Source organism: Fodinibius roseus (assembly GCF_900129315.1).
GTDB lineage: Bacteria > Bacteroidota > Rhodothermia > Balneolales > Balneolaceae > Fodinibius > Fodinibius roseus.
Genome location: NZ_FQUS01000051.1, coordinates 1 through 7,166, shown reverse-complemented (window position 1 = coordinate 7,166; position 7,166 = coordinate 1). Strand labels below are relative to the sequence as shown.

Below are 7,166 nucleotides of genomic sequence, written 5' to 3'. Positions count from 1 at the left end.
AAGTTTGGCTTTAAATGACATAATAAGAACGGTTTTTTTATCTCTCTGATGAATGAAAAAAGATAATTACTTATTTTTTAAAAAAAATGCAAGAGAAAATCCGGCGTATCCCAAAAAAATCCCTCTCCGGAAGAATATGAGAGTACTGTTCATCACTAAATATACTCCCGTTATCTCCTTTAAACCGCTAAAGCACAGGATCACGGACCCTCACATTCATGAACGGCCCGGTATCTTTATCCCTGCTTTTCTTCCAGTCGCTGCCGGACCAGCGCTTCAAATTCCTCGTAGGTTTTGGGGAGCGGATCCACTTCCTCCCCGTCGATAAAGAAGGTGGGCGTTGAATTCACACCGCGGCTTTCGCCCTCTTCTTTCTGGGCCATCACCGTCTCCTGGGTTTCGGCGGCGTTCAGATCATCCGTAAACTGATTCATATCCAGTCCGATCTCACGCGCATAATTGACGAACTCCATCGCCGGATTCGAGGAAGTCGACCAGCGCTCCTGGTTTTCAAAAATCATGGAGTGCATCTCATAGAACTTATCCTGATTCTTTGCTGCCTGGGCTGCCCGCGCTGCCAGAGCTGCATAACGGTGACTGCTCAACGGGAAAAAGCGCAAGTTCACCTGCAGCTGATCCCCCATATTCTCCTTCAATTTTTCAACGATCGGGTGAAAATAGGCGCAAGCGGGACACTGGTAATCGCTATACTCGGTAATGACCACCTGGTTCGGGTCGTCCGAAGTCATAGACTGCGCGTCGGAATCGGAATTTTGGCAGCTTACCATAAAAAAAGCGGCCAGCAGTGTCAGCAGTATATTCTTGCTTTTTGAAATCATGTTGTTTTGAATACTTGTTTGAATTTATAAATGCTAATATAACCCGAGTTTTGACAAGAGAAAAACCAAAAGTTTAGAATAAACCCGACGGACCCGCTTCCTATGCTCAACCTTCCTGCTCCTGGCCGCCTGATCCAGGGAGAAATTCCGCTTTTGTTGTTCAGCGGCTCCCGGCCTCTTCGATCATCTCCAGCCGCTTCTGTTTAAACTCATCGCCCTGCTGCCAGCGCTGCATCTCCCCGGCGTTGATCATGCGGTAGCCCGCATCGAAAAACAGCCGCACGTCACGCACCATGCCGCTGAGATCCCAGTACTGATTGATCTCGTCATGAACCGTATGGTAATTGGCATCCTGCAGGCTGTCCACGGTGGCCCCGTAACCTTCCGGCTTATCAATAAATTCCGTGCCGGCGTTCGGAAAGATGGCCGGGATACCCTTCTTCGCAAGTTCAAAATGGTCGGAACGGTAAAAGTACCCGCGATCGGGATGCGGGTCCGGCTTCACCTCCACATCCCGTTCGGCCGCTACTTCCTCGATGAGATCGCTTACGGTGTTGCGCCGGTATCCTATCAGCACGATATCTTCCGTCTTACCGTAGACGTTCATGCCATCCAGGTTGATGTTGCCCGTGACGTCCCCCGGATGAACGGTGGGATGCTCAGCCCAGTATTTCGCCCCCAGCAGTCCCACCTCTTCAGCACCCGTAAAAAGGAAGAGCACGCTTCGCTTAAGCTGGGGCTGCAGATTTTGGTACGCACGGGCCAGGTTGAGTACGGCACTGACCCCGGCCGCATTGTCCAGGGCCCCGTTGTTGATGGAATCTCCCTCCACCGGCTTCGTGATCCCCAGGTGGTCGTGATGAGCGGTAAAGACAGCGTACTCCTCTTTAAGGTCGCTGTGGGTTCCTTCGATGACTCCCAATACATTTTGGGCATGCTGCCGCCGGTAGGTTGCCGACAGGTCAAGGCTCAGGGACAACCCCTCCAGCGGCACAGGCTCAAAGGAGCGGTTCTCCGCAGCCTCCAGCTGCGTAGCGAGATCCAGTCCCGCGCTCTCGAACAGCGCGTCACTGGCTTCTCTGGTCAGCCAGCCGTTAAACCGGGTCGGCGAATTGTCCATCGACTGATCTTCGCGCAGGTAAAACTGTTCGCGATCCCACCCGTTGGCGACGACGTTCCAGCCGTATCCGGCGGTGGGCGTGGTATGGATGATGAGCACGCCGGCGGCACCCATATCGCGGGCTTTCTCGTATTTGTAGCTGTATCGACCGTAGTACAGGCGGGTCTCCCCCTTAAAAAGATCCGGGCTGCCGGCGGGGTCGTTGTTCTTGACCACCAGCACTTTGCCCTTTACATCCACATCCTTAAAATCATCCCAGTCCTCCTCCGGCGCCTGGATGCCGTATCCCACATAGACCAGTTCCGCCTCGTCAATGCCAACCTCCTCTTCCAGGTTAGCGGGCCACGCCATAAAATCAGTATAATAATCGAAGGTATGGAGGGGCCGGCCCTCCCTGGAGATCGTCAGCTGCGCACCCTCATCCGTCTGTTGTCCCAGCAGCGGTACCTCCTGCACATAGCTGCCGTCCGGCATGCCGCCTTCAATGCCGTGCTTCTTAAGATAACTGATAAGATAATCCACCGTTTTTTCTTCACCGGCCGTACCCGTACTCCGTCCCCGAAACGCATCCGATGACAATCTTTCAACGGGAGCCCGCAGGCTCTCTTCTGTGATGGTTTCTGCTACCTCGTCGATGGGCGATCGCATGCAGCCCGTAACAGCGGCCATCATGATCAATAGGGACAGGGACAAATTTCGCATGGTTTCTCTTATTCTATCCTGGTTGTGTTTAGCCGGAACCCCTAAGGTACAGTCATTTTTGAAGTATTGCCAAGTGCGAGGCCTTTCGGATACGGCAAAATATACTGCGAGTCCGTCTAAATTTGGCCCGCTCTGGGTTCTTTATCGTTATACAGGCCCACCATTTGCCTCAAAGACCTCAAAATCCGGCTCAAATATTCTGATTCTCCCCGCGCCCTCTAAAATCGATTCCTCCCTATTTTTGGGGATTAAATCACTCGCTCCAGCGAGACTGCAGGTAGTATCCCAGCAGCACGAATACTCCGCCGAAACCGATAAACAGCAGGATACGCCAAAGTGCCTGCAGCTGGGAAAGATCCACCAGGAACAGCTTGGCCACCACCAGGAAAATCGTCACCATCCCGGTCAAACGAACTTGCTCTTCGTTTCGTACAAAACCTGCTACAAGTAGACCGATGGCATATACGCCCCACACTACCGACACCCATGCCTGTCCCCCGGCAAAGCCCACAAGCACCTGGTGGATCCAGAACAGCAGCATCAGGTGGACCACCACCCGGTACAACAGTTTGAAATCATTCCGCCGCAGCCAGCGGGGCAAGATCGTCCCCCCGGCGATAAGAAAAATCAGCTGCACAACAGACCGGACATCCAGTCCCTGCACCCCCGCTGAAAGCCAGAGACCGTTGAACGTCCATATAACGACCGCTACAAAGAGAATATGCGCCCCGATATCGAGTTTAATGTCACCGGTGAGGTGCGCAATATACCGCAGTGCCACCGCCTCGGCCGCCAGCAGCACAAACAGCGGCGTGCCGCTGAAATAGAGTACCACCCCGACGGTGAGCATTATGAGTCCCATAAAAGCATGCGTGATCGCCAGCTCGCGGATCGCCGGGTTAAGCCGCAGGTAGCCGAGCGCGCCCGCGCCGGCAAAGCCGAATGCAACCAGCGCCGTGCTTTGCCCGGAAAGTTCCCAGTGCATGGCTACCAGCGGAAGCATCCCCAGCGACACCCAGAATACCGAGAGATGAACCGTCGCATCGGACGTATCGGCACCGGTGGAGACCTCACGCGCAACGGCGGTCCCCCAGGTTGCAAGGGCCCAGCCGGCCATGCCGGCCTGTAATACCCAGTGATCGGTCAGCGACATGGCCCGCGTTTCCATTAAGGAAGCGATAACACCGACCCCCATGACGCCCAGTCCCCCTGCCAGCATGCTCCAAAGCAGGGCATTCCATCCCTTCCGGAAATAAATAACAGCCCCGGCGCCCAATACGAGCGCGGTATACAGCATCAGCATGACGAGGCTCCCGGAACCGCTGTACAGCATAAAGGGGGTGCCCAGTGCGCCCAGCGTGCCGGTCACCGAGAGGATCGCTTCATCCTGCCGGAGCGACATCGACAGCGCCAGCAGGGTCACCACTATCATAAAGGCCCAGATAACGCTGGCCGGCATGAAGGAGTAAAGCTGGTAGGTCGCAAAGCCAGTGATATAGAAAACCGCAATACCGCCCCCCAGCAGTACCTGCCGGAAGGGATTCATCTCCTCCCGCATCCGGCGTCCGGAGCTGAAAAGCAATCCGCCGATCCCCAGGCCGATAGCACTGCGCACGGGCGGGATGAGCCAGCCCTGGTCAATGGTATACTTGAACAGGAAGACCACCCCAAACAACAGCAGTCCGATGCCGATGCGGTTCAGCCACTGTTCACCGAACCGGATGTTATTCGGAATCAACGGCGACCCGGCCTCTTTTTGATGTCCATCAGCCGCCTGTTGATGTCCGCCAGAAGTATCACGAGTAGCGGGACCCCCGCCATGTTGCTGGTCCACCTGCTGCTCGAGCTCCCGCACCCGTTCCTCCAGGCGGCGGACCCGGTCGCGGAGCCCTTCATCATTGTTTTGATCTGGCATAGGTAATAGATAATATAGCTATATAGGCAGAAGGTACGGATATGTATATATCCTGTGCTTCCCTGCAATACGCTGCGCATCATTAGGATACTTTCGCACCGTAACAATATGGAGTTATGAGCTCATTCAAAAATATAAATATAAATGCTGGGATGATCGGGGATGGCACAAGAACAAGCGGAGAAGGACAAGTGAATCGGGCTGGCTGCCCCCCATCATACATTTATATATTTATATATTATATTACTGTATAAAAGCAGCTTGTCCGGCCCCGCAGCAAAAGTCCGTCGGGGAGGCAGAGGCCATCCGCCTGGATAGTCCAGCTGTGTTACCCGGCAGGTGGCGGCAATATCAACGGATTCAATAAACTTTTCAATCAGCCATCTATGACGGACACGTTTAAAGCCTTGGTCGTCGAGGAAACAGCGGAGGATACCTTCCGGCGATCGGTAAAACAGTGGCCCCTCGACCGGCTGCCGGACCACGAGGTGCTGGTCCGCGTGCACTACTCCTCGCTCAATTACAAAGATGCGCTCTCGGCCTCCGGCAATAAAGGGGTTACCCAGGAATATCCGCACATCCCGGGCATCGACGCCGCCGGGATTGTTAAAGAGAGCAAGGACGGGCGTTTTCAGGCGGGGGACAAAGTGATTGTGACCAGTTATGATCTGGGACAAAATACGCCGGGCGGGTTCGGCCGATTCATCCGCGTGCCCGGCGACTGGGTGGTGCCTTTGCCTGTGGGACTCCGTCTTTTTGAAAGCATGGCGCTGGGGACCGCGGGACTGACGGCCGCTATCGGCATCCACCACCTGCGGCGGCATGAGGTCGAAGCCGGCGGGGGACCGCTGCTGGTTACCGGGGCGACCGGAGGGGTCGGGACCATGGCCGTGAGCATCCTGGCCAAGCTGGACTACGAGGTCGTGGCCGCTACCGGAAAAACGGAGCAGGAATCGTTTATGAAGGAGATCGGGGCCACTTCGGTCATCCACCGGGACGAAGTGCAGGACCGCAGCTCCAAGCCGCTGCTCGGCAGCCGGTGGTCCGGCGTGATAGAGACGGTAGGGGGACGGATGCTCGATACGGCCCTTCGCCAGACGCAACCCAACGGCACCGTTGCCTGTTGCGGTAACGTACTGGGACACCAGCTGCAGACCAGCGTGTACCCGTTTATCCTGCGGGGCGTCACCCTGTCCGGCATCGACAGCGGCCACTGTCCCATGAAGCTTCGCCGTCAGCTCTGGAAACGCCTGGGGGCTTCATGGAAGCCTGGCCATCTGCCGGAGATCAGCCGCTCCTGCTCGCTTGAGGAACTCAACAGCGAAATAGATCTCATCCTGGAAGGGGGGCAGGTCGGACGCGTGGTGGTGGAACATGAGGGATGAGTGGCGCAAACTTAACCTGAGGAATACTCAGCGATAATCTAAAATATGTTTAACACTAAATTCCCTTCCCTACGATGTATTATATAATCTGTACTGCGTTTTGCATTGGATTTGTAGTTACAATTGCGTTTGGAATGGACCAGTTTTTAGAGGAGGTCAAATATCATTTGATGATGCTTATTGCTTTTTCTTGACTCATTAATACTACATCCTTATTTGTTTTAAAATTAACCTCATCCTGATACCAAGTTACGTCCTCCAAGAAACAATTTCCCCTTTTCGGTAATCACATATTTCTGATCAGGAGACTGAGGCTTGTCAGGTATCGTCTTTGTCACAAATGCTAAACTTTCTAATGGATCCAAATAATTACCCCGAAAGGTTGCCCTGTTCTTGTATCCAATAGCAGACATCATATCATCCAGAGAGATTGGGGTAGAAACCAATGTAAGAATCTGGATTAGATACATGACTTTTTTATGCAATAGCTTGATACCATCAGTGGTCCAGCTTGGTACCTCCTTAATGTCCTCCTCCTGATAAACCTGCTTATCAGGCCAATCAAGGCGTTCTAGCTTGGTACCTTTTTTATGCCAGCTTGGTACCAAGTGTAGAATAACCTCATTCCATGATGCATCTATAAGGTCCGAAGGAAGCGGTACTTCTTGCAGTCCTTTCTTTATATGTTCAGAACGTTCTTCAGGAAGGCCTAATAACGTTGTCCATTTATTCACATAGGTACCAAGGTGCGCAACCTCTAGAGGTATAATGGTTTTAAAAACATCATCTTCAATAAAAAGCGGCGTGGCATTAGGGACATAACGGGGCAACCATTTCGTAGTGTTGCGAATGCCGGATCCTATTTCATCGGTCCACCCAAAAGAAGTGAAGAACTTTCGGATGTTAGGGTTCTTGGGATGGGGATTAAAACTTGATGGATCAATAGGTCCATGGAACAGCGCTTTGTTGGGATTCGTAATCGTTACTTCATTTCTGCCTATAATCAGATTCGTAGAAAGAGCACTGGTATATTCCCGGTGTACAACAGCATTGCCAATCACTTCACGAAAGATGATATCCCGCAGATCGATGCGTTGATCCCCCTCCATGGAGAGTGTAAATCTAACTCTGTCTAAGTTAAATAATACGTACTATCAACATACACTTAACTTAGACAACTCATGACACAAGAAGAATTAGACCAA

At 53.0% G+C, this 7,166-nt stretch carries 5 protein-coding genes; 1 reads left to right on the top strand and 4 read right to left on the bottom strand.

The features are described 5' to 3' along the window. Positions 1 to 236: 236 nt before the first annotated feature. From BUB16_RS20825 to BUB16_RS20815, 3 genes are all read right to left on the bottom strand, one after another. Positions 237 to 839, bottom strand: a complete 603-nt coding sequence (locus BUB16_RS20825) for a DsbA family protein (protein WP_073068753.1) — start codon at positions 837 to 839, stop codon at positions 237 to 239. A gap of 160 nt (positions 840 to 999) precedes the next feature. Beyond that, the gene (locus BUB16_RS20820; protein WP_073068752.1) at positions 1,000 to 2,661 is read right to left on the bottom strand and encodes a M20/M25/M40 family metallo-hydrolase; all 1,662 of its coding nucleotides are present in this window, start codon (positions 2,659 to 2,661) and stop codon (positions 1,000 to 1,002) included. 253 nt (positions 2,662 to 2,914) lie between these two features. Next, positions 2,915 to 4,576 carry a DUF2339 domain-containing protein gene (locus BUB16_RS20815; protein WP_073068751.1) on the bottom strand — a complete coding sequence of 554 codons (1,662 nt, stop codon included), beginning with the start codon at positions 4,574 to 4,576 and terminating at the stop codon, positions 2,915 to 2,917. Positions 4,577 to 4,962: 386 nt separating this feature from the next. On the opposite strand from BUB16_RS20815, the gene BUB16_RS20810 reads away from it, so the two are divergent. Then, the gene (locus BUB16_RS20810; protein ID WP_073068750.1) at positions 4,963 to 5,961 is read left to right on the top strand and encodes a YhdH/YhfP family quinone oxidoreductase; all 999 of its coding nucleotides are present in this window, start codon (positions 4,963 to 4,965) and stop codon (positions 5,959 to 5,961) included. A gap of 233 nt (positions 5,962 to 6,194) precedes the next feature. Here the strand turns inward: BUB16_RS20810 and BUB16_RS20805 are convergent, their stop codons facing one another. After that, entirely contained in the window at positions 6,195 to 7,070 is an 876-nt protein-coding gene (locus tag BUB16_RS20805) for a Fic family protein (protein WP_073068749.1), read from the bottom strand. Positions 7,071 to 7,166: the final 96 nt, after the last annotated feature.